The organism is Natronomonas moolapensis 8.8.11 (genome assembly GCF_000591055.1).
Classification (GTDB): Archaea; Halobacteriota; Halobacteria; order Halobacteriales; family Haloarculaceae; genus Natronomonas; species Natronomonas moolapensis.
The window spans coordinates 1,126,591-1,148,579 of the sequence record NC_020388.1 but is presented as its reverse complement, the minus strand read 5'-3'; the positions used below and the strand labels follow the sequence as shown (position 1 = coordinate 1,148,579).

At 59.1% G+C, this 21,989-nt stretch carries 13 protein-coding genes and 2 tRNA genes; 11 read left to right on the top strand and 4 right to left on the bottom strand.

The annotated features are described in order from the left end of the window. The first annotated feature begins 15 nt into the window (after positions 1–15). A complete protein-coding gene (locus tag NMLP_RS05720; protein WP_015409177.1) occupies positions 16–648 on the top strand; it encodes an FxsA family protein in 633 nt (210 codons plus the stop codon). A gap of 80 nt (positions 649–728) precedes the next feature. Further along, positions 729–803 (top strand) — tRNA-Ile (locus tag NMLP_RS05715). Between the two features lie 281 nt (positions 804–1,084). Here the strand turns inward: NMLP_RS05715 and NMLP_RS05710 are convergent. Beyond that, on the bottom strand, positions 1,085–2,560 hold the full coding sequence (locus NMLP_RS05710; RefSeq protein ID WP_015409176.1) for an APC family permease: 1,476 nt from the start codon (positions 2,558–2,560) through the stop codon (positions 1,085–1,087). Between the two features lie 149 nt (positions 2,561–2,709). Here NMLP_RS05710 and NMLP_RS05705 point away from each other — a divergent pair, with 149 nt between their 5' ends. The 5 genes from NMLP_RS05705 to NMLP_RS05685 all read left to right on the top strand — a co-directional run bounded on the left by NMLP_RS05705 (position 2,710) and on the right by NMLP_RS05685 (position 7,452). Then, positions 2,710–3,375 carry a potassium channel family protein gene (locus NMLP_RS05705; protein WP_015409175.1) on the top strand — a complete coding sequence of 222 codons (666 nt, stop codon included), beginning with the start codon at positions 2,710–2,712 and terminating at the stop codon, positions 3,373–3,375. 127 nt (positions 3,376–3,502) lie between these two features. Then, positions 3,503–4,723: a DUF418 domain-containing protein gene (locus NMLP_RS05700; protein ID WP_015409174.1), complete on the top strand. Its 1,221-nt coding sequence runs from the start codon at positions 3,503–3,505 to the stop codon at positions 4,721–4,723. Between the two features lie 237 nt (positions 4,724–4,960). Then, entirely contained in the window at positions 4,961–6,070 is a 1,110-nt protein-coding gene (locus NMLP_RS05695; protein WP_015409173.1) for a sensor histidine kinase, read from the top strand. 52 nt (positions 6,071–6,122) lie between these two features. After that, positions 6,123–7,025 (top strand): NAD(P)H-binding protein, encoded by a 903-nt coding sequence (locus tag NMLP_RS05690; protein ID WP_015409172.1) that lies wholly within the window; start codon positions 6,123–6,125, stop codon positions 7,023–7,025. Positions 7,026–7,104: 79 nt separating this feature from the next. Further along, positions 7,105–7,452: a PepSY domain-containing protein gene (locus NMLP_RS05685; protein WP_015409171.1), complete on the top strand. Its 348-nt coding sequence runs from the start codon at positions 7,105–7,107 to the stop codon at positions 7,450–7,452. Positions 7,453–7,905: 453 nt separating this feature from the next. On the opposite strand, the gene NMLP_RS05680 is transcribed toward NMLP_RS05685, so the two are convergent. The 3 genes from NMLP_RS05680 to NMLP_RS05670 form a co-directional block, all read right to left on the bottom strand. Then, on the bottom strand, positions 7,906–8,772 hold the full coding sequence (locus NMLP_RS05680; protein WP_015409169.1) for an ATP-grasp domain-containing protein: 867 nt from the start codon (positions 8,770–8,772) through the stop codon (positions 7,906–7,908). 95 nt (positions 8,773–8,867) lie between these two features. After that, positions 8,868–10,805 (bottom strand): ABC transporter ATP-binding protein, encoded by a 1,938-nt coding sequence (locus NMLP_RS05675; protein ID WP_015409168.1) that lies wholly within the window; start codon positions 10,803–10,805, stop codon positions 8,868–8,870. Between the two features lie 110 nt (positions 10,806–10,915). Beyond that, entirely contained in the window at positions 10,916–11,440 is a 525-nt protein-coding gene (locus NMLP_RS05670) for a DUF192 domain-containing protein (RefSeq protein WP_015409167.1), read from the bottom strand. Between the two features lie 84 nt (positions 11,441–11,524). Here NMLP_RS05670 and NMLP_RS05665 point away from each other — a divergent pair. From NMLP_RS05665 to NMLP_RS05655, 4 genes are all read left to right on the top strand, one after another. After that, positions 11,525–11,597: transfer RNA gene (locus tag NMLP_RS05665), tRNA-Val, on the top strand. Positions 11,598–12,037: 440 nt separating this feature from the next. Next, positions 12,038–16,228, top strand: a complete 4,191-nt coding sequence (locus NMLP_RS15085) for a hypothetical protein (RefSeq protein WP_015409166.1) — start codon at positions 12,038–12,040, stop codon at positions 16,226–16,228. A gap of 181 nt (positions 16,229–16,409) precedes the next feature. Then, on the top strand, positions 16,410–20,078 hold the full coding sequence (locus tag NMLP_RS05660; RefSeq protein WP_015409165.1) for a helicase-related protein: 3,669 nt from the start codon (positions 16,410–16,412) through the stop codon (positions 20,076–20,078). Positions 20,079–20,098: 20 nt separating this feature from the next. Next, entirely contained in the window at positions 20,099–21,985 is a 1,887-nt protein-coding gene (locus NMLP_RS05655) for a DUF1998 domain-containing protein (protein WP_015409164.1), read from the top strand. Positions 21,986–21,989: the final 4 nt, after the last annotated feature.

Here is a 21,989-nt window from a genome sequence, read left to right as displayed (position 1 = left end):
CCGGTAGCCGGAGGTATGTATCTGCGGCTCATCGGGATCGCGCTGCTCGTCCCCCTCGCGGACGTCCTGTTGCTCGTCGTCCTCGCGACCGGGCTGGGACCGGTGACGATCGGTCCGGCGGCGACGGTCGCCGTCGTCGTGTTGACCGCGCTGATCGGGCTCCTCTTGGTCCGGGCGGAGGGCCGCCACACGATCCGGAAGATTCAGCGCAAACTCGCGCGCGGCGACCCACCGACCGACGAACTGCTCGACGGCGCCTTGCTCCTCGTCGCCGGCGCGTTGATGCTCACGCCCGGCCTCGTCACCGACCTGCTCGGACTCGTTCTCGTGTTGCCGCCGACGCGGTACCCGATCCGACTGGTCGTCAAACGCTACGTCGTCAAGCCGTACATCGACGACAAGACCGACGGCTTCGCAAGCGGCAACGTCTACATCGGCGGGTTCCCCGGCGGTGACGGCGATGCGAGCGGGTTCGGGGGCGGCTTCGGCGGCCAGAGTCCGGGACCGGGGCCAGGGCCGGGGCCGGACACCGACGCCGGCGCCGCCGACTACGACGGCGAGACGGTCGAGATGGGCGAAGAGGACTACGAGTTCGAGGACGTCTCCGGGACTGACGACGGGGACGACGGCGCCTCGCGAGACCGATAACCGTGCGAGGACCCGCCGAGGGGCGGGCGAAAAGAAACGTTTAAACAATCCACGGCGCTACGGTGAAACGCGCCTACCTAGGGCCAATAGCTCAGCTAGGTATGAGCGCTCGGCTGATAACCGGGAGGTCCTCGGTTCAAATCCGAGTTGGCCCACTCGGTTTCCGAACGGTCCTTGGCCGTCGGAAATCGGTGGCCAAACTCCCGTAGGCGCCCAATTTCGGACGATACCACGTTTCGTCAGCGACGCGTTTTCGACGATCCGACGTAGGAACCTGTTGGGGGCCCTCACGTCGGGGGAAGCCTTGAGCCGAATCACGTTCTCAACGCGGTCGGAAGGCGAGCGAGCTGTTCGTCGGAAAGCGAACGAACTGTTCGTCGGAGAGCGAACGAACTGTTCGAATCCCGACGCGGCCCGCGCGAGGTCCCGCGCCACCTCACTCCTCTGTGGGCTCGTCTACGGTCGGCTGTTCCGCCGTCGAATCGGCGTCGTCCCCTCGTGCCCGGTATCTGTTGAGTGCGACGTACATCACCCCGCCGACCACCAACCACCCGGCGCTGAGCAGGAGCGCGAGCAGGTCTGTCTGCACGAGGAAGCCGATCAAAACGACGGCGAGCACGCTGTTCAGGACGATGCCTAGAATCGGCGGAACCGGGTAGTACGGGATCTCATAGGGACGGTTCATGTTCGGCCGCTTCCGGCGGAGCCTGATCACCGCGACGTTCACCACGATGAACGACAGAAGAAAGAACAGACTCGACATGTTCCCCGCGCTCTGTGTCGGGAGCACGACCGATCCGAGCATGACGACCGCGCTCAAAAGCACCGCGACGAACGGCGTCCCGAACCGGTAGTGGATCCGACCGATCGACGGCAGCAACTGCCCCTCCCGACCCATCGAGAACGCGACCCGCGAGGAGGCGATCACCACCGCGTTCAGCGCGGTGATCGTCGAGAACACGGCGCCGAAGACGATGAGTGCGCCGCCGTTCTGGATGAGCGGGACGCCGGTCGGCATGAACGAGGTTGCCGCCGCCGCGATTCCGGCCTCACCGGCGGCAGCCAACTCCTCGGCACCCAGCGTGCCGATGGCGACCGTTACGACCAGAAGGTACACGAGCACGGTCGCACCCAAACTCAGGAAGATCGCCTTGGGTATGTTCTCGCGGGGGTTCTCTACCTCCTCGGTGACAGTCGTGATGAGGTCGTACCCCTCGAACGCGATGAACGTGAGCCCCATGGCTGGGAGGATGCTGAACGCGCCGGCACTCTCCGGAAACAGCGGGTCGAAGTTCTGGAACGTGAAACTGGTTTCGCCGCCGCCACCGGCCGAAAAGAACCCGAACGCGACGAACACCACCAAGATTGAGACCTTGATGATCGTGAACGCCGTTTCGGCACTCCCGCTTGCGGCCGTGGACGCGGCATTCAGCGCGACGAGTCCCGCGACCGCGACGAACGCGAGGACGAACTTCGCGGGAACGCCGATCCCCAACAGCGGAATCACGACAGCACCCACCTGATCCGGCGGCGCCACGACGCCGTAGACGTGGAGTAACTCGAGGAAGTTTGGCGCGAACCCGAGCGCGTACAGCGCGCCGGCGATCATGTACGCGAACCAGAGCATCCAGCCCATAATGAACGAGCCGAAGTCGTCGAAGATCTCCCGGACGAAGGCGTAACCGCCGCCGCTTTTCGGGATCGCGGAGGCCAGTTCCGCGTACGAGAGCCCCGTGAACGCGGTCACGACCCCGTTCAGGAGGAACACGAGTAGCGCGGCTGGCCCGGAAATCTCCGCCGCGAGGCCGGTGAGCACGAAGATGCCCGCGCCGATCATCGCCCCCATGCCGATCATCGTCGCGTCCAGCAGGGTCAGTTCAGCTTCGGGCGTTCGCTGATCGTGGCTGCTCATCGCGCTTTGCTCCAGTGGACTGTCATTATTGCACTCGCTTCACAGGCCCGTCGGGCATATATATCCACCAATTGGTGTGATACGATTGCACGGTGCTTCATAACTGTATCAGCGAAACCTACATTTAGCTGTCGGGTGAACGGTGACAAATGAGCACCGATCTGCGAGTCGTCATCGTCGGCGGCCAGCACGTCGGCTACAACGCTGCACGGAACCTCTCGAAACGCGGCCACGACGTTGTGATAATCGAAAAGGACCCGGATCGGGTGGCGTTCCTCAGCGAGCAGTACGACGCGACCGTTATCGAGGGGGACGGCGGTCGGCGGTCGATCCTCGAACAAGCGGGTCTCGAGCGGAGCGACGTCTTCGCAGCGTTGACCGGGTACGGGGCGATGACCAACATCGGCATCTGTACGATGGCACGGAAGGTCCAACAGGATATCGGGACCGTCGCGCGGATCGACCACGGCGAAAAAGACGAGTACGCCGGACTCGTCGATCAAGTGGTCTACCCCGAAGAGCTGGCGGCACACGCCGCGACCAACGAGATCATACACGTCGCGGGCGGCGGCGTGCAGGCTGTCGAGCACGTCACCGACGATCTCACGCTGCTGGAGATCACGGTCGCCGAGGACGCGCCGGTCGCCAACCGGGAGCTCCAATCCGTCGCCTTTCCGCGGGGGGCCATCGTCGTCGCCGGACGCGACAGCAACCAACTCCCCGGGCCGGAGATGGTTCTCGAACCCGGGCTCCGGTATCTGGTCGCCGTCAGAACCGACATCTCCGACGAAGTGGTCCGGTTGCTCAGAGGATGACGGCGATCCGGAACGGGCGGTCGCCTCCGCCCTGACGCTCCAACACGACTTTGATATCTCTCCCGTTATCACACACTGAACCGATGCATCGGCGGGCACACCCGAACGACGACCCCCCGAGGAGGCCATGAGCGAACCGAGCGGCCCGACCCCGCCCGCCGAACGCATCCTGAGCCTCGACGTCCTCCGGGGGTTTGCCCTCCTCGGCATCCTGGTGATCAACGTCCAGTTGTTCTCGATGCCGGAGCTGACGCTTCTCAATCCGACGATCTACGGCGATCTGACGGGGGCGAACTACTGGGCGTGGCTCCTCAGTCACGTCTTCTTCGAGGGGAAGTTCATCACGCTGTTTACGTTCCTCTTCGGGGCCGGCGTCGTGTTATTCACCCGGGGTGACAAGGCGGGTCGATCCGCTCGATCGCTGTACACCCGCCGGTCGGCGTGGCTCGTCGTCTTCGGCCTCGGGCACGCCTACCTGCTTTGGTACGGCGACATCCTGTTTTCCTACGGCGTCTGTGCGTTCGTCGTCGTCGCACTCCGGGACCGCTCCGTCCGGTCGCTTCTCGTCCTCGGCGCGCTGCTGTATGCGGTCCCGTCGGCCATCGAGGTCCTCTCGGGGCTGCGTTCGGGTGCGGCCGCCATCGGCGATTCGTGGCGGCCGGCGGCGTCGGTCCTCCGGGCCGAGGTCGAGACCTACCGCGGCGGTTGGTTGGCCCAGATGGACCACCGGGTTCCGTCGTCGTTCCAGCGGCAGACCGCAGGCCTGCTCGGCTACACCGCCTGGCGCGTCAGCGGCGCGATGCTGTTCGGGATGGCGCTTTTCAAATCCGGTGTCCTGACCAACGACCGCGATCCACGGGTCTACAGCCGGCTGATCGCCGTCGGGGGCGCGGTCGGAATCGGAACCGTCGTCGCCGGCGTTGCCTACATCCAGGCGGCCGACTGGAGCGCCGGCGCGGCGCTGTTTTGGCGGCAGTTCAATTACTGGGGCGCGCTGCCGTTGGCCGCCGCCTACGTCGGTGTGATCGCTCGGTATTGCCGGTGGCGTCCGACGGGGATCGAAACCCGCGCGCTGTCGGCCGTCGGCCGGACAGCGTTCAGCAACTACCTCTTCCAGACGGTCCTCGCCACGTCGGTGTTTTACGGCCACGGGTTGGGGCTGTTCGGCTCGGTCAGCCGGGTGGAGGCGCTAGGCGTCGCCGTGGCCATCTGGGCGACCCAGATCCCGCTGTCCGTGTTTTGGCTGCGGCGGTTCCGGTACGGCCCGATGGAGTGGCTCTGGCGCGTGCTGACCTACGGGCGGCTCCAGCCGCTCCGAACGCCGGGCGAGGGTGACGGCGAGGGATAGACGCGAAGCCGCCGCCGTCGGTCGGTATCGACGATCGAAACGGCGGGCGAGTCGGCCCGAACGGTTGTTCGGGGTGGCGTCGTGTCTCCAGCATGGGAGTTCACGGATCCGATCCGACACGGGGACGGGAGCGAACGGGCGGGCGGACGTCCGGCGTCGGCCGACACGTCTGAACGATGAGCGCCCGCCCACATCCGCCGCGCCGACGAAGCGCCACACGGGCAGCAACGGGTATCGATGTCTGAAACGGCACACCGCCGATCGCTCGGGCTGTTGCTCGGCTCCGTCGGAATCGTTTTCGCGGCGTCCGGGCTGACGCTTTGGTTCGCGTGGATCCGCCCCCGGACGGCCGATCTCAACCAAGCCGTCTTCGGCATCGTCGTCCACGTGGTGTTCGGTTACATCGTCGTGATGTCCGCGATCGTACTGCTCCGGAGTGACCCCCCTGCCATGGAGTACCGACTCGCGACGAAGTGGTGTCTCGGCGGGGCAGCGTTCACCGGGGCGCTGGTCCTCTGGGGGGCGATCCCCGAGCTCACCTCGGGGGCGATCGCCTTGGACACGCTCCGGGAGTTCGTCGTCGTCGGCTCCGCCGGAGCCGCCGCGGGCGTTCTGGTAGGGTTGCACCGTGGCCGCGCCGCCCGAAACCGACGGCTCGCCGACCGAACCGCTGACCGCGAGGAGACGCTCGTTTTCCTCTTGCGGTTGCTCGAACACGACATCAGAAACCACATGGTCGCCATCTCGAATCACGCCGACTCGATCCGGCCCTCGACGTTCGATCCGTCGCCGACGCCCGCCGAAGCGATCGGGGAGCGGACCGCAAGCATCGAGCAGTTACTCGACACTGCCAACGTCGTCTTGGAGTCCGAGACCGACGGCGGGGAGTTCGAGCGCGTCGATATCGGGTGCGTCCTCCGGGAGGAGATCGCCGTGATCCGGTCGGACGCCCCCGACGTCTCGATCGACGCCGACATCGGGGACGACCTCCATGTCGAGTCGGATCGCTTCGTCGGCGAGGTGTTCCGGAACGTCCTCGAGAACGCGGTCGTTCACAATCCTCCGGCGGACCTCACGGTCTCCGTCACTGCGACCGCCGCCGACGGGGCGATCGAAATCGAAATCGCCGACGACGGCGACGGGATCCCGCCCGACGTCCGCGGGCGCCTCTTCGAGCCGGGCGTCCACGACCCGGACAGTTCGGGCGACGGCATCGGGCTATACCTCGTCGGAAAGCTCGTCGACGCCTACGGCGGACGCGTCACCGTCTCTGATCGTTCGCCGACCGGGACGCGCTTTCGGTTCCGGTTTCCGTCGGCTCCACCCGACGCGGACGGAGCCAGATGACCGGATCGGCCGTACACAACTGTCTTGTGGATGGGTCACGTATGCAGTATAAATGCGGACGCTAGTGGTCGGCGCGACTGGATTCGTCGGATCGCGGCTGGTTCGGGCCCTCGACGAAGAAGGCCACGACGTGGTCGCATTCTCGCGGAGCGCCGACAGCGAGTCGTTTCCGGATGGCGTCGAGCCCTTCGCCGGCGACCTCGGCGATCCGGAGTCCCTCGAGGGGCTCTGTGACGGCGTCGACGTCGCGTACTACCTGATTCACTCGCTCACTTCCGAGAACTTCGCCGAACTCGATCGCCGGTACGCGGCCCGCTTTCGCGAAATTGCTGCCGACGCAGGCGTCGATCGAGTCGTCTACCTGAGCGGGATCAGCGGCGACGAGACCGACCTCTCGCCGCATCTCGCCTCCCGGCGCGAGGTCGAGACCGTCCTCGCGGAGGGAGCCTTCGATCTGACCGTGCTCCGGGCGGCGGTGATAATCGGCCCCGAGAGCGCGAGTTTCCGCATCGTCGACGACCTGACCGACCGACTGCCGGTGTTGGTCGTCCCACAGTGGGTCCGGACGCCGTGTCAGCCGATTGGTGTCCAAGACGCGATCGACTACCTCACCGGGTTGTTGAGGGCCGCGGAGACCCGCGGCGAGACCTACGACATCGGCGGTCCCTCCGTCTGTTCGTACGAGTCGCTGCTCCGGATGACGGCCGCCCGGAAGGGACGGAACATACGCATCCTCCCAGTTCCGGTGATGACGCCGAAACTCTCCTCGCATTGGCTCCGGTTTACCACCGACGTCCAGTACGCGATCGCGCGTCCGCTGGCCGAGAGCATGCGCCACCCGGTGACCGTGCGCGAGGACTACGACATCCAGGACGTGGTCCCCATCGATCGGACCCCGATCGAAGCGGCCATCGCGGCCTCGCTCGCGGAGTCGTCGCGGCAAGCAAGTCGTTAAAGAAGTGTACCACTGTTAAACTCATATACCAAACGGCACTTTATATCCGGCCGCGAACTCGTATGTAGAGGATCCCAAGATGAAACATAACCTTCGAGCGCTGTCTGGAATAGCTGCTGTCGCAATTGCCCTGGCGGTTATATCTGGCAGCGGGTTTGCGCTTGCACAGGGTGCCGGTTCGTCACCGCTAGATGGTGCCGATGAGGATAACGCGATTACTCAAAGCAATGTCAGTCTCTCCGAAGAAGCGGCGATAGATATCGCAACCGCAGAAGCCAATGGTACCGTTGAAGAAGTCGAACTCGAGAGCGAGGACGGCACACCAGTCTACGAAGTCGAACTCGTTGCGTCAACCGGGGCGGAAACTGAAGTCACCGTTCACGCGGACGATGGCACGGTGCTGAATATTGAGACCGAAGACGAATAGACTGGCACCATGAGCGACTGAGGGATCACCCAGCTGAACCGACGGACGCGCTTGATCGATTTCTGGGGGTAACTCACCGGATTAGACGGTAGGAGGACGTTTATGTCCGTCCGGAAGAGTCGCTCTCTCAGCTTCCTCCGACCGTTTTGGATCCCCGGTGGCCCCGAACTGCTGATCGTCCTCTTGCTGTTGTTCTCGTGTCCGGGACCGTCGGTCGATGGGTCCACGCGGACGCGAGATCCCGGGGAAGCGACTGGGCGTGCCAGCGGGGAGTCGGTATCGCGTTGTCGGCTGGGGCCGGTCTCGTCCCCCGATCGCTCGGCGTATTAAAACACGCGTCACTGCGGGGAGAGCGCGTCGAACCGACGCCGAAACGCCACGAACGCGTCGGTGCCCGCTCCGGGGCGTCCCCATCCTGACGAACGAGACGACGACCGACGAGCGGCGCGTGTCTCAGACGTCCGCCGTCCGGCGGATCAGTCCCGCCATCCGGTCGTAAAACCCCGAGTCGTACTTCGTGGCCGAGTCGACCGTCGGCCGGGCGTTCGTCTCGTTGACGACGGCGCGGCCCTCGGCGACGAGGAGGTCGACGCCGAGCCACTCGATGTCGAGCGCTTCGGCCGCCGCTTCGGCGAGCTTGCGGCGCCCGGGCGCGAGGTCGACGCCGACCGCCGCCGCGCCGCGGTGGACGTTATGCTTCCAGCGGCCCGCCGCTCGCTCGCTGGCCGGTAACCGTCGCTCGACGGCGCCCGCGTACTCGCCGTCGACGACCATCGCCCGGAAGTCGCGGGCCGCAGGGAGGAACTCCTGGAGCAGAAACGATCTGTCGTCGACGGCGCGATAATCGTGGACCAGCGAGAGGTACTCACAGATCCCCAAAAAGGAGTCGAGGTCGCCGGCCTTCGCGATGCCGACCCCGCGGGTCGTCGAGTTGGGTTTGACGACGACGGGCGGGTCGAGCCGATCGAAGGCCGCCCGGAGTTCGGAGTCGGCGGCGGGGTTCGAGACATAGACGCTTTTCGGGGTCGGCACGCCTGCCCGCTTCAGACGCGCGAGCGTTTCGGCCTTGTTCCGGCTCCGCAGGACTGCCGCCCGATCGTTGACCCACGGCACGCCGAGGAGCGCGTCCGCGACGCCGCCCTCCATCATCCGCGAGGGGTAGACGAAGCCGACGTCGAACCCTTCCTCGATGAGTGGCTCCGAGAGCGGCTGTGCGCGCCCGGTCGTCGGGACGTACCGGGCCTCGATTCCGCGCTCGGCGAGTGGATCTATGATTCGATCGAGGGTCTCGGCGTCCGTCGCCACCGCGAGCCGAAGCATACCCGATACAGGGGTTTGGGGAACTTGAACGCGCCGAAGGTGGAGGGGAGAGGAGAGGGGAACTCGGCAGCCGGGTCGGTCGTCGTCGGTTGCGATCAGTCGTCGCCGGCCTCCGTGCGGGCCTGTCGCCTGGCCGCCCGCTCGAGGAACTCCTCGGGGAGTTCGTCGATCTCGCCGGCCTGGACACCCCACAGGTGCGCGTAGAGACCGTCGTTCTCGAGGAGGTCGCCGTGGGCGCCGCGCTCGACGACGTGGCCGTCCTCCAGGACGGCGATGGTGTCGGCGTCCTTGATCGTCGAGAGCCGGTGGGCGATGGCGAAGGTAGTCCGGTCGGCGGTGAGGCGGTCGAGGCTGCGCTGGATCAACATTTCGGTTTCGGTGTCGACGTCGCTGGTCGCCTCGTCGAGGACGAGAATCGCGGGGTCTTTCAACACCGCACGGGCGATGGAGACGCGCTGGCGCTGTCCCCCGGAAAGTTTGACGCCGCGTTCGCCGACCATCGTCTCGTACCCGTCCGGAAGGTTGGTGATGAACTCGTGGGCCTCCGCGGCCTTTGCGGCCTCGACGACGTCGGCCTCGTCGACGTCGAAGGCGCCGTAGGCGATGTTCTCCTTGACGGTGCCGTAGAACAGGAAAGTGTCCTGCCCGACGTAGCCGATCTGTCGGCGCAGCGAGGACAGCGTGACGTCGCGGACGTCGGTCCCGTCGATCCGAATCGCGCCCTCGTCGACGTCGTAGAGACGGAGCAAAAGCTTGAGCACGGTCGACTTTCCGGCACCGGTCGGGCCGACCAACGCGAGCGTCTCCCCGCCTGCGACCTCGACATCGATGTCCTCGACCATCGGCTCGTCGTCGTACCCGAACGTGACTTTGTCGTACCGGACGTGGCCCTCAGTGACCGCGAGCGGTTCCGCGCCGTCGGCCACCGCGAGGCGGTCGGGCTCGTCCATCAGCCCGAAGATGCGCTCGGCGGAGGCGTATGCGCGCTGGTACATGTTAATAATTTGACCGAACTGCGCCATCGGCCAGATGAACCGCTGGGTCAGGAGGATGAACGTGACGAACTCGCCGGTGTACAGCGGTTCGGTGAGCGGTCCCGGGGCCGTCCCGGTCGCCTCCGTCGACAGCACCCACAGGCCGCCGAGGAGGAACGTGAGGACGAATCCGACCCCGGCGATGACCCGCAGCCCGGGAAAGAACTTGATCCGCGTCCGGATGGCGTTCCAGTTGGCGTCGAAGTAGTCCCCGGAGACGCCCTCGACGCGCTCGGACTCGTAGGACTCGGTGTTGGCCGACTTGATGACCTGGATGCCGCCGAGGTTGTTCTCCAGCCTGGAATTGACGTCACCGACCGTCGAGCGTACCTCGGCGTATTTCGGCTGGATCGTCCGGACGAACTTGTAGGTAAACAGCGCGATGAGCGGAACCGGCACGAGGGCGACGAGGGCGAGTTGCCAGTTGAGCCAAACGAGGATGGCCGCGATGCCGAGCATCATCACCGCGAGCCGGAACGTCGAGTTCAGGCCGTCGTTGAGAAAGCGCTCGAGGCGGTTGACGTCGTTCGAGAGAATGCTCATCAACTCGCCGGTCTGCTTGTCGGCGAAGAAGGCCATGTCGAGCCGCTGCATCGTATCGTAGGTGTCGGTTCGGATCGAGTGTTGGATGTGCTGGGCGAAGGCGTTGAACCCCCAGTTTCGGACCCAGTGAAACAGCGCGCCGAGGCCGAACGCCGCCGCGATGAGCCCGACGATCAAGAAGAGCTGGCCGTCCCGCGCCGCGGGCGTCCACGCCGCCGGCCACAGCCACGGCGCGAACGCCTTGTCGTCGCGGAAGACGGCGTCGATCGCCAATCCGAGCAAAACGGGCGGAAGCAAATCGAGCACGCGTGCGAAGACGCTCGCGAGCACACCGACGGCGAAGGGGAGCCGCTTCGGGCGGCCGTACTCGGTGAACAGCCGCCGCATCGGATCCTCCGCGTTCGCCCGTTGGTCCTCGAAGGGGTCGTCCTCATCGTCCACCGCCAAGTCCGCCATTATCGCTAGTCGGCCTTCGGCGGGGATAACGCTTGGCCATCTGGCAGTTCGACGCCGCCTCGAGGGTGATTCGGCGCCACGAAGTGGGTAGCTCGACGCCGCGTTCGGGCTCAACGCTCAAATCGGACCTCGTCGCCGGCCTCGATTCCCCGTTCGGCTGTCCACCCGCGATTGACCTCCAGTACGTACTGGCCCCGTCCGGGGTACGCCTGGGCGGTGCCGTCCTCGTCGGGGCCGGGTTCGGGGGCCTCGTGAATCGTCGTGATCGTTCCGTTTGGTGCGATGAAAACGATGTCGAGACTGAACGACATATCGCGCATCACGTAGGTGTACTCGCCGGGGGCGTCGTGGACGAACAACATTCCGCCGTCCTCGGGAAGTCTCTCGGTCCCGCTCAGGCCGAGATACCGCTTGACGAACGTGTCGGCCACCGCCGCGTCAACCGTTCCCAGTTCTACCTCGGTCGTTCCGTCGACGACGGTCACGCTCGTCCGCTCGTACTCGCCCGTCCCGGCCGTCGGGTCGTAGCCGTCGCCGAGCAGGGGACCGATGATTCCGACCGAGAGGGCAATCAGTCCGATCGCACAGACGACGGCGACCGCCAAGAGGCTATAGACGACCCACCGGGAGTCCATACCCCGGACGGAGGAGACGGACACGCGTAAACGTTCCGTGGAAAAGTAAGCGTTATCCGCCCCCGGTGGTTTCCCACGAACGCCGGGTCCGTGGTCTAGTGGTTATGACGCGTCCCTTACAAGGACGAGATCGGTGGTTCGACTCCGCCCGGACCCATCCAGAGTTTGCACGATTCCTAGCCGACGGAATCGACCCGTAGAGACCAGCTACGGCTTGTTTTCTCCTTCGGACACCGGTTTCGTCGCTTTGTTTTCGTTGGAGTCCAACCATGCTGTGAATGCGGGTCGCCGCCCTCCGGGCTTCTGTGATAACCGACGCGGGGGAGATACTTAACCAATCGCTGGTTGAGATGTAGTATAGGATAGCGAGTCTTGACTTGGAAGGCTTCCAAATTCCCATATAATACGTCATTGAAATTCCGGATCCCAGTAGAGACCGATCACAATGGGGTTTGATTTCTTGCTGAGCAAAGAACGAGTACCCTGAAAGAGCGATACAAGTTGACCCAACATTTATCTTGTGAGGGTATGTCATATCGACATATTATGCCGGTGCCTGCAGTACTCCCAGGGAGAATAACCAATCATCTATAATATATGGAAGATAATAAAATAGAGGCTATCGGAGGGGCCCTCCGTAGCGATGACCACCGTCTTAAAGCTATTAGTATCATCAGTAAAATAGACCCACTTCCCCGACATTTAGTTGAATCTTGGATAGATGATATAGTGTTTGCTGTTGAAGAAGACAACAACCGATACAACCAGTATCAGATTTACAAAGAATTAAAACGGATGACGGAAGCGTATCCGGAATTAGCTACTACAGCCGTTCCAGTTGTTACGCAAGAACTTAATGAAGAACTACACAATTTGAACGGAAAAGAACCGTCACACGGTAAGATAGTAAACTGGTGTACGTCAATACTTCAGACGGTTATACAGAATACAGGACCAGATGATGACTTTCCAAATTTTTCTCATAGCGACCTTGATCAATTACTTGAGCATGGTGATGCAGCACAACGCTCACTAGGTTACAGATTGTTGGGCCGGATCGCAACCCCACAGGCGATTAGAAAACTGGTAGAAGAACCTTCCTATGAGGTAGACTCGGTCCTCAACTCTCGTGAGGTTGCTCTTGAAGAAGCCGGAAGAATTGTCGCCAGTTCTCTATGTAGTAACGGCCACATGAGAACCAGTGACGAGATTGTCTCTTTTTCCGAACTGTACGCGACAGGGATTATATCTGAATCGGAGGGAATTAAACACATTCAGAATTTGTCGTTGGACTCGCTACAGCTAGACGAAAAAGATGTAAAGGAAGTTAGGACTGCCACCAATCGTATCGCGGCGAAGAGCAAAGAAGTAGCGAAACCAATCATCAAAAAGTCGTTAGCGCTGCTTGAACAGGATCCCGAAGCTCATCGTAGTGCGTGGGAATTTCTCAAAGGGGTTGCAGAAGGCGATCCGAACGTCGTTTCGGATAATTCAGAGAGGTTGTCAAGGTTGCTTAATGACGCAGACCCCTCTTCCCTCTTGAACGCACTGGACGTGCTCTCGTTTGTACCAAGGGACGAACCCATCCCAGTTTATCGCACAACCGCGGATCAGGCGTTGACTGATCTGGAACAAGAAGCCAAGGAAGAAGACGTATCGTGGCGAATTCTTTCAAGAGTTGCAGAAGGTGCTCCTGAGGTCATCTCAGACAATTCAGAGAGGATTTCTAGTTTGATAGATAGTGCCGAGCCTAATACCCTCTCGGAAGCACTGGACGTTGTCTCATTCACGTCGCGGAGTGGAACAATACGAGTGTACCACACAATCACAGAACGAGCGTTCAGCCTCTTAGAAGAGGACTTAGAGGACAGAGATGTAGTCTGGCGTTTCCTGTCAAGAGTCTCAAAACGCGCACCGGAGGCCATATTACAGAGATCAGAGAGGTTGATTAAGCTTATTGACCGGAGAGAACACACTGACGCCATAGAAGGGTTGGGAGTTATATCAACGATTGGTAGACAAAAATCCACGCTTCCGGCAAACCTGGGGAAGGTCGCTTTGCGGGCATTGGAGTCAGATGACCAGTCTATCGTGATAGCGGCAATAGAGAGTGTTTCAGCTGCCGGTTTCTACCCACCGCCACCCAGATTAAAACAACTGGCAGAAGGGGACACGAAGGTCGCCGACAAGGCTTCTGGGGTACTAAAGGAACTCTCGCAGCGAAACGATGAGAGCTCTTCTTCACTCAATCAAACCCTTCGAATGGACAAACCGGAGATCGGTCTATTTGATAGAACCGAGGGAGATCTCAACCTCAAGAAACGTACAAAAGAAGGTCTGTGGAAAGATGTCGGCTTCGGAGGGGTCAGGCGAGAGACCGTAGACAAGGTCGTTAGACACGTGAACCGGGGAGAAAACGCCCCAGTGGTACTTCCGTATTATGAACCGAGAGATGTCGTTTTGATTGCAATAGCGATTGTATTAACCGATCCTGAAGAGGAGAGACAGGTTGGCTTGTTCTCACCAGGGTCGCGAACACACTGGGGAATGAAAGGGGAGATCAGAAAAGAACTACAGAGGTTCGCTCTCTCCGATGTCGCCGGGGAGGTAGTAAGCGCGAAGCCCATCCCGGAACTTGTTCCGCACGCGTACGTCTGGGATGGTGAGGTAAAAAATGCCTCCGACGGACACGGCCCTGGACGTTTTATTCTCTGTAAGAAATTGAGAGATTTAAAACACGTTAGTAACGTAGACGTCGTCTTGTCAAACTTAACGTCCAGGACACGAGAAGACACTAACGAGCGATTTGAAGACGTAGAGGATGTACATCCAGATGCCACGTTCGTCAACACGTACAGTTATTTCGTGAAGAACGAACGGGACGGACGCCCACGTTACGGTCCTCCGCTCGGACTTGATTCGGCTTCAACAGTCCCTGGGCTTGAAACGATTGACAGTGCAATCAGAGGAGCTAGTTTCGACAGGGATTCTCGCCTGAATAGCTCGCTTTCTGGAAGTTCTAACCCACCTGAGAACTCAACGAAGGACGACACGGAACAAGCCATTTGGTCCATAGGTGACGACGACGTACGTGCACTAGCCACGTCGGCGTCAATTAAGATAGACCACGTAGAGGCGGAAGATATCTCGTCGTTGTTGGATCAAGTCTTCGAAAAATCGGCCACCCTCAGAGGAGTTGACGATGGCGGTGCGGGGGGGATGATCTTCTCGCGGCAGTTGTTCTTTGAACGCCTACCTGTCCCAAGTGAAGACTTCAATGAGTGGATTCGAGAACGCTACTACGAAGGGGAGCGGTTCGTACCTCCGATGATTCAGGAACGAATAGAGGACGTTGAACAGAGAGCAGACTCTGTCGATAATCTCCAAGCGGTCCGTCCTCTTAATAAGTCTGCCAATATATTCGAACAAATAGCTCAAATATTAGAAGAACAGAACCCCATGTTCGAAGCGTTGAGAGAATACATCAAAAGCGGGAGGGAGGACGGGCGACGCGTGGCGATTTTTAGCGAGAGTCCGAAACACGCAGAGATTCTCCGGTACTCCCTCTTGAAACGTGAAGTAGTCACTCAAGACGAACTAGATTCGGCCACTATCTCTGTCGTCTCACCTGACGAAGCTAGATGGATAGACCCGAAAGATGTACTCGTTGTTTGTGGTGTACTCCACAAGGAGAACGCGGGCTTCTATCTCCACCCGAGGGTGGCCCAAACCGTGGTGCTGACCTATGACCGAACCTGGGCTACGATGGTGGAGCGACACGCCCGTGAGTTCGTCGATACTCTGAACGGCGTCGTCGCCGGTTCTGATTACTCGCCCTATGCCTACCCGGAGCTATCCGGAGACAGCGAACCAGAGCCAGTCAATGAACGGGAGGTACCCCCTGACGGCACATCTGAAACGTCCTCCCAGGGGTCTGACGCTCAATCTTCAGCGTCTCGGTCTGCGACGGGTTCACAACCTAAGTCGAAAGCCGATATCCTGGCGGACACTATTCAATCAGTCTCCGCCCGCGAATATCGTGAAGAGTCAGGACGGTACGATAGAGAGGTTCAACACTACGTCGTTGAAACTACAAGTGGTGAAGAAGTTGAACTAACGAATCACGACCGGACCCTCCGAGAGCGAGCAAACCTCGATGACGTTGAGTACCACTGGGTGAGTCCTGAAGCTCTAACCGACGGTGATGTATTCGTGACGATTCCGGATGAGCTGGAAACGGAACTCTGGCAAGAGCAACTTCGAAACCTCTACGAAGAAGAGATTAGTCCTGATCACGCAATCAACCATTTAAATGACTGGTACAACGCAATAGAAGACATTCGGCAACGCGTCGCGGACAAGCTTTCTCCCGACGAGATGGATACAAATTCGAAAATACATGATACGATATACGACCGTGTGAAAGGATCAAACGACGACTTTGACCGTACGAAAGCAACGGTCCGAACTTGGTTCAAATCTGTACTGGAAGCAGATGGCCCGATTGACCTTGTAGAAGATCCTTCATTAACTATCGGCCCGAGATCGTATCTCGACATAGAGGCTATCGGTCGTGCTTTTGAGTATCAAAAACTCGTCGCCGATCCAAAAGGAATAGAAGCGGCGATGGAAGGGCTCCGAACAATCAACCGGCAACAGGGTCACGAGCTACACGATACTATCAAAGAACAAATGAACGCTGATAAACCCACTCGCGTCTCGGAAGCTGGCACTCACCATACTGTAGAAGAGATAGAGGAGGTAAGCGAAGACGGCGACGTTGAGTGATATGTCCATTCAAACTCTTTGAATCCAGGGTAGCGTTGTTTCGGGGCACTACGAGGTATGGAGGTGATAATTTTATCGACCTGTACCTATTACGCTCCTTGCGGGATCGTTCAATTCGTCTCGCAAAGGGGTACCTCCATCCGGTTGAACATTTATATCCCCACAAGAGAAACCCGCCTTCGTGTCTCCTCGATTCAGCTCAATCCCTCCGAGAACTGACCCGGAGTACGTCCGTCCCCCAGACAGTGCGTACGAAGTCTCCGACGATCCCTCGTACCGGCGGCATCAAGCCGTCAACAAAATCATCACCCAGAGGCTCACGAACCGCATCACCGGACGGGGGGAAGAGCAACAAACGGTTTTCGGGATAGATCCTCAAGAACAGTTCTTCGCGGGTGTCGTCGCTAGTCAGTATCCCTACCGTGAAGCACAAGCTGAAGACGACATTTTTCAGAACATCGCTACGAGAGTCGCTCCGTTTACTCTCGGTATAAAATTCCGTATCGACGATAACGTTGACGACGACGCAGTGGTAGACGTGACGCCGGATGCAAAGGTGTTCTACAGGCGGTTCCCGACGTACAAAGAGCAGGTACAACACGGTGAGTTAGCGAACGCTGCAGAGGATATTGAAATGGAAGAAGCCCGAGAGACCGACGTCCGTGCCGACGGAGGCGAGACCGAAGACGCTCGAACTCAGAGCTTGGTCGGTGTTTACGAACGGATTGAGCCATCGTTTCGGTCGTTAGAGCTGACCGGTTCGGACCTCAAGGACGCCGCCGAGACTGGACGAACTATAAACAAGAGTTTAGACCAGGCGTTCGCTGAAGCACGAAGAGAGTTTGAGAACGCCGGCAGAGCGTTCCGGGAAGCCGATCCAGACGCTACCTACAGAGAGAAAGAAGACGTTCCGCCAGATGCACGAGAAGACGAATCCGCCTTTGAGGATTACCTCAACCGGGTGTTCACAGGTGACCCGGTGCCGACTCTCTGGGAGGGCTCTGTGAGAATCACCTGTAGTCACCGACCAGACGAGGGATCCATCGCAATCAACGTTCAATTGGTGAATACCCACGGTGAGGACTTCAACAACGCGGTCGAAGGTGGTTCCGAGTGGCAGACATACCTCTTTGACGCTGGTCTATCAGTTGATGTAGACGGTGCTTCTCTCCTTCCGTTTAATTCTCAGGAGATTCGTGATGAGTACCAGTATGACGGAGAGATTTATGCGGTTGGTGAAAACTGCGCGGTGAACTCTGGTGGAGGAGAAACAGTCACTCACGCCGAGACGACCACGGTTCCCTTCCATGAGCAACCGAAGTACCGATCCCGTGAAGCTGTTCCGGCACCTTTTGAAGATCTCGCCAACGGTGACATAGATGATGTGTTAGGTGCTATCAGGGACGAGATGGAACGTGCCGCGGAACAGTACGACGAAGTGAGGGACGAAGCTCTGGAGGGGAAGTCGGACGAAGCCGTAGAAGAGTTCAAAAACGCCATTGAAGAATTCGTCGCCGAGCGTGAGCGTTTCCAGCGAGGGCGAGAACTGATCAGAGAAGATGAGAACGTAGAGAGAGCGTTTAGAGCGTTGAACCGGACGTTCTCTCGAATGGGTGAAGAGTTCACCGAGTGGCGACTGTTCCAGATCATATTCATCGTAATGAGCATCCCGGACATCGTCGCCCAGGCAGATCCTGGTCGGGACGTGGAAGATCGTCTCAACATAGGCGACGTGATCTACTTCCCTACCGGTGGTGGGAAGACAGAGGCTTACCTCGGACTCGTCGTCTTCACAGCCTTCTACGACCGTCTCCGCGGGAAGAACTTCGGGACAACGGCTTGGACGAAATTCCCTCTACGGTTACTCTCCCTCCAGCAGTTACAGCGGATTGCGAACGTACTCTGTCGCGCAGAAACGATCCGGAGAGAAGACAATCACTTCGGCGGAGAAGAATTCAGTGTTGGGTACTTTGTCGGGAAGAACAATACTCCGAACAAGGTGATTGAGGGAGACTCAAACGGCGCGAACAACGCAAGAAAGGCCCGGGACGACGAAGAAAAGCAAGAAGACTGGCTCATCGTCTCGGAGTGTCCCTACTGTGGAGAAGACTCCGTGGAAGTCACCGGGGACGAACGACGCCTACGAATCGTTCACCAGTGTACGAACTCCGAGTGTCCGGAAGTAGAACGCCAAGGGGGAGAGACCGCTGAGTTGCCCGTATATATTACAGATGAGGAGGTGTATCGATACGCTCCCACGTTCGTTGTGAGTACGATAGACAAGATCGCAATCATGGGGATGCAGCGGCGGGCACGAACTCTGTTCGGTCGGGTAAAACACAGGTGTCTTGACCATGGTTATACGGGTGAAGACGGTTGTCTGTGTGACGACTGGAACTATCCGGACGACGTCCAATGCGACAGCGAGTCGTTGGAGTCCGTTGACCCAGTTGATCCTCCATCCCTCTTTATTCAGGACGAATTGCACCTTTTACGGGAGGAATTTGGTGCATTTGATTCACACTATGAGACGTTCCTCCAAGAGTGGATGGACGAAGTGAACGATGGGGGGTGGAATCCAAAATACGTAGCTGCGACGGCGACGATTGCCGGTGCGGAGGAGCAGGTTCAAGCTCTCTACTGGCGTGACGCCAAAATCTTCCCGTCACAGGGACCGCGTCTGAAACAGTCGTTCTACGCGTACGAAGATCCACACCAACTCGGCAGAGAAATGGTCGGTGCCGTACCTCGCAGCGTCTCCCGTACCTTCGCTATAAACACCGTTATTAAGGAGTACGCTCAGATCATTCAGGAGTTCCGTGCGAATCTGGAGTCGCTATATGACTCATTACTCTCCGTGGATGCGACGAGTGGCCCACTGGACTTGCCCGACGACGCCGGCGAACGCAAGGAACTACTGGAAGATCTCTTGACCCAATACGAGACGCAGATATCGTACAACATTTCGAAAAGCAATAGCGACATGCTCCAACGGTCGGTCAAGACCATGATTAATTGGCAGTTGGAGTCTCACGGTGACCCCTACGAGTCACTCACACCCGTATCTCTGACCGGAGAAACACCGATGAGTGTGGTCAGAGACGCTCTCGCTCGACTTGAATCTGATGACCCGGATCGGCCAATCGACATCGTCATCGCCACATCAATGATATCCCACGGGGTTGATGTTGACAAATTCAACTTCATCTCGTTCTTCGGTATGCCGCGGAACACCGCGGAGTACATCCAAGCGTACTCACGAGTTGGACGACGTCACACGGGGAGCGTGTTCCTACTGTTTGATTCGATGCGTGCACGGGACCGGAGCCACTATACTCGCTTCGATCACTACCACCGGTACCAAGACCTACTCGTTGAGGCGACCCCGTTGGAACGGTGGGCAGAATTCGCCGTGGAGTGTACTCTACCTGGAATATTCGCTGGGTTGATCATCCAGTACTACGACGAAATGCTTGAGGGAAAGTACGACGACCGTGTCTATCTTCATGGAGGACTACAGGAAGCGGCTCGGAACGGCGACATAGACCGTGAAGAGATGTTAGAGATGGTGTTGCGTTGTTACGCCGTCACCGAGGATCACGAACGCGAGTGGGCAGACACGACCGGTATGCAACTCTACCGGGAGAAGCTGGAGAGTTACTTTGACGAATTGTGGACTCGTGCCATGAAGAAACCGCTCAATCCAAAGAAGGACTGGATTGGATTTCTACTCGACAGGGAAGAGGATCACCGGGGGCCGATGCGGAGTCTCAGAGACATCGACGAACAGATTCCCGTGTACCCCACACCCGACTCGGCGTCCGTACTTCAGATGTTCACTGACAACTAAACTCGGAGGATCAAGAGACAATGAGCCAAGAGAACGCCGAAATGGAACGCGGTGTCGCACAGGTACTGGCGAACTTCGTACCCGGTGACCTGTTTGACTACGCCCGGTACGGGATTACAATGATGGTTGACGAGTGGCACCATCAAGAGATGGACGTAGATCAGCGACGAATAGCAAACCACGTCCAAGGACGGGTTTCGAGCTTCCGAAACGGGGAGAGCCCTCCGTGGTCCGAGCTTAACGACGCACGGATAGACGTGTTCCGCCCCCAGCAAGTCTACGGAGAGATCTTCCCGACTACGATGGTCTGTAAGCGGTGCGACCACGTTGAGTACCGGGACACTGCTAAGGGCTTCCAGTATACGAAGGGTCGTTGTACACGGAGCGGGTGCGGCGGACAGCTCCAGCAGCTCTCGTTCATCGCTACTCACGACTGTGGCGAGATCTTCACCTTGACGCCATCTGGATGCGATTCCCACGGCTACGACGACGTTCGACTAAACAGGGGCGTCCCGGAAGATATGCGAACGTGGTCGTTTGAGTGTGGCATCTGTCACCAGCGAACCGGTGACCTCTCGGCTTACTGTGACCGTTGCGACGAGACTGTCAGATCCATACAACCGACCAACGCTGGCACCGTGTTTTACCCACAACGTGAGGTAATCGTCGATATCCCTCACGTAGGCGTTCAAGAAGACGAAATTCCGTATGGTGAAGAATGGACTCGGATTTTGATGGCGGCCCACTTGGGGGATGTTGATTTGGAAAAAAAAGACGTTACTCTTGAAGAGATCGCCATCAGTGAACAGTCTGAAGAGGATGTTCTCAAAGATCTGTATGAGCAGTTTGGGAAGGAGTGGGTTGAAAAGAACAAAGAACAGGCTCTGCAAATTGCGATGGGTAACTCGCCAAGCAGAGGGACCGTCGTAACCCAGAACAGAGATCGTGTCAAGCTACCCACGGAACGTACTGAAGAGGACGCAGGTTCCGCGTACACTGCAGTCGCACACGACCTGTTTACCTTCTTGAGATCTACTCGGGGTTACGAAGGAGGGTCCATGCGAGAGAGTGTTGAAGAACGGCACCCAACACCTCGTTCTCTATCGGAGTTCGTGGACAACGACGAGTTCGTGGAAAAGTACCCGCAAGCGAAACTATATCGAGAGAAGCTGGACCGAATCAACGTATCGGATGCCTGGGTCGTTGATAACTTCCCGCTTTTGAACACCGTGTTCGGGTATACACGTGACTCCCCAGACGCCAGCGAGACCACTCTACGTGCTTTCGATCACCCGTACAACCTTGACGCTCTCACTGTATGGGGAGATCGATCCCCGTCCGAAGCCATCGTCTTGGAACTTGACAGAGCAGAGATTGTCAAGTGGCTCATTGAGAACGGCTACTTAACCGAATCTACGGCACCAGACACCGACGACGACGCCGAGTTGAAGCGCTGGTTCCTGAGTAACTTCGACAACACACAGACTCAGCATCCGTTCACGCCAATCGAACATGATATTACCGACGTCGTCTATCGGCTGATCCACTCCAGTAGTCACGCACTGATGAGTACAGCGAGCGAACAGTGCGGCCTCGGTACCGACAGCATCTCCGAGCTGCTCCTCCCGACTGTACCGGCTATCGTCTTGTACGCGCAGAGTATGGAACACTTCGCACTCGGTGGGATGTTCACACTATTCAAGACCCGCATCCACCCATGGATTGACGACGCGGTAGACCACGCATCTCGCTGCATCTACGACCCAGCCTGCTTAGACGACGATGAGGGTGCAGCCTGTCACGCATGTCTACACGTGAGCGAGTTCACGTGTGAGTACTACAACGGAGCTCTCGACAGGGAATTACTCGTTGGAGGTAACGACCACACACCGTTCTGGGATGTCTAGCTAC